The sequence below is a fragment of the Paenibacillus sp. TAF43_2 genome (genome assembly GCF_052113545.1).
Lineage (GTDB): Bacteria > Bacillota > Bacilli > Paenibacillales > Paenibacillaceae > Pristimantibacillus.
The window spans coordinates 1-2,284 of the sequence record NZ_JBFRDK010000342.1; the positions used below are offsets into that span (position 1 = coordinate 1).

A 2,284-nucleotide genomic window follows, 5' to 3' on the forward strand; every position below is an offset into this window, starting at 1 on the left:
CTATTGTTCGGTTTCTCCGCTCCCATCGCACTTGCCTTGCTTCTTAATGAAGTTCATACCCAATGGTTTAAGAAAATCGTACAAACCATTACTTATTTACCCCATTTTCTGTCTTGGGTCATTGTTTATGGATTGATGGTTGCATTATTGGCTCCAGGTGATGGCCTTTTCAATATGATTTTGAAGGAAAACGGTTTTGATCCCATCTCCTTCCTAACGGAGCCTGCTTGGGGAAGACTGCTTGTCATCTCGTCTGAAATATGGAAGGACATCGGTTGGGGAGCGATACTATACCTTGCCGCATTATCAGGGATTGACCCAAGCTTATATGAAGCAGCTCGAATGGATGGCGCTTCCAAATCGAGACAGCTCTGGCATGTCACCTTGCCCGGCATTCGAGGAGTCATTATTCTGATGCTCATTCTTAAATTAAGCCATATTCTGGACGCTGGTTTTGACCAAATCTTCATGTTTGCCAATACTTTTAACCAGGAGAAAATCGATATTATCGACACATGGGTATACCGCGAGGGGCTGGAGCGTCTTAAGATTGGCCTCGCAACTGCTGTGGGATTGTTTAAAGCTGTCATCGGATTTATTTTAGTATTGGCTGCAAACAAGCTTGCCAAAAAATTCGATGGGCAAATTTGGTGAGGTGGTATGAAATATGATTAAGCTGACGATCGGGGAAAAGGCATGGCAATCAACCGTTTATTTTATTCTTATTGTGCTATCGCTGCTTTGCTTGCTTCCCTTTTTATATGTGGTCGCTGTTTCGATAACACCGGAATCGGAAGTGCTAAGAAGAGGGATTGTGATTATACCAGAATCCTTTACCTTTGCAGCCTATAAGGAAGTATTCATTTCTAATGGTATAGGGCAGGCGTATAAAATAACGCTGTTCCGAACAATTGTAGGCACGGCGTTAAATGTGTTTTTTACGGTAATCGCGGCGTACCCGTTATCCAAAAAATATTTGCCGGGACGCAGTCCGTTTTTATTATTCATTGTGTTTACGATGATGTTTAGCGGGGGATTAATTCCGACTTATTTGTTAATCCGCTCTTTGGGGATGTTAAATAGTCCATGGGTTTTGATTGTTCCGCATCTCATTAGTGCGTTTAATCTGGTGATCATTAAAGGCTTTTTCGAGCAATTGCCCGCTGAAATTGAGGAATCGGCGAGAGTAGACGGCGCAAGTGAACTTCAGTCGCTATGGAAAATCATTTTACCGCTGTCCATGCCTGTCCTCGCCACGATTTCCCTATTTTACGCAGTAGGGCATTGGAACAGTTATTTCGATGCGATTGTGTATATCAATGATGCGAATTTAATGCCACTTCAAGTTGTCTTGCGCAACATTCTGCTCAACATTGCAAATCAAAGTGCTGAGTCGATGGCCAATACCGGAACGGTTAGCCAGTTCGCTGTTCAAATGRCTGCTGTTGTCGTGACTACTGTCCCCATTCTGATCGTGTATCCATTTATGCAAAAGCATTTTACCAAGGGTATGCTCATGGGATCGATTAAAGGTTAAAAGGCAAATCTTATCTAGGTTGTTACGGGAAACCGTGATAATATACAAGCAAAGGAGAGGTCAATATGCAAAGAACAAAGATATCATTTGCCATTCTGGCTGCTATTGTAGGGCTCGGAACGCTATTGTCGGGATGTGGGGATCAAGAAGAGGAGGTTAAGCCTACAGCTTCGAGCAGTTCACCATCTACGGATAACCCGTTTGCGAAAAAAATGAAAATCACGATGTTTAACCAAGGCACGTTCAACGCTGCCGCTCCGATTCCACCACGCGATGAAGACATTCAACGGCAAATGCTGGAGAAGGCAATGAATATCGACTTGGATATGACGATTCCTCAGGCTGGGCAATCAACAACCAAACTAAATACGCTTATTGCAGGCGGAGATATCCCGGATTTGCTTTTCTTGAAGAGTCGGTCCGATCTCGCGCAATATTATGATCAAGGCGTTCTTGCGGATTTGACACCGTATCTAGATCAATTCCCTGAACTTCAAAAACGTTTTAGCAGCGACTCCTGGGAGGCGATGTCCTATCAAGGGAAAACCATTGGAGTTCCAGGTTATGATAATGTAAACGGTATCAGCCGAAGCTTCTTCATCCGTAATGATTGGTTGAAAAAGCTGAATATGGAAGTGCCAACGACACCTGACGAGCTGTTTGAAGTCATGAAAGCCTTTACAGAGAAAGACCCGGACGGAAATGGCAAAAACGATACGTACGGATTCATCGGCGGCATGAATAAAG

General features: G+C 43.7%; 3 protein-coding genes. All 3 read left to right on the plus strand.

Annotated elements, in window-relative coordinates; genetic code table 11:
* Positions 1 to 654 (plus strand): ABC transporter permease (locus AB4Z17_RS33130; RefSeq protein ID WP_441964674.1); only part of this gene is annotated, 654 nt, incomplete at its 5' end.
* A 13-nt stretch (positions 655 to 667) separates the two neighbouring features.
* Positions 668 to 1,537 carry a carbohydrate ABC transporter permease gene (locus tag AB4Z17_RS33135; protein WP_441964676.1) on the plus strand — a complete coding sequence of 290 codons (870 nt, stop codon included), beginning with the start codon at positions 668 to 670 and terminating at the stop codon, positions 1,535 to 1,537.
* A 65-nt stretch (positions 1,538 to 1,602) separates the two neighbouring features.
* Positions 1,603 to 2,284 (plus strand): extracellular solute-binding protein (locus AB4Z17_RS33140; protein ID WP_441964678.1); only part of this gene is annotated, 682 nt, incomplete at its 3' end.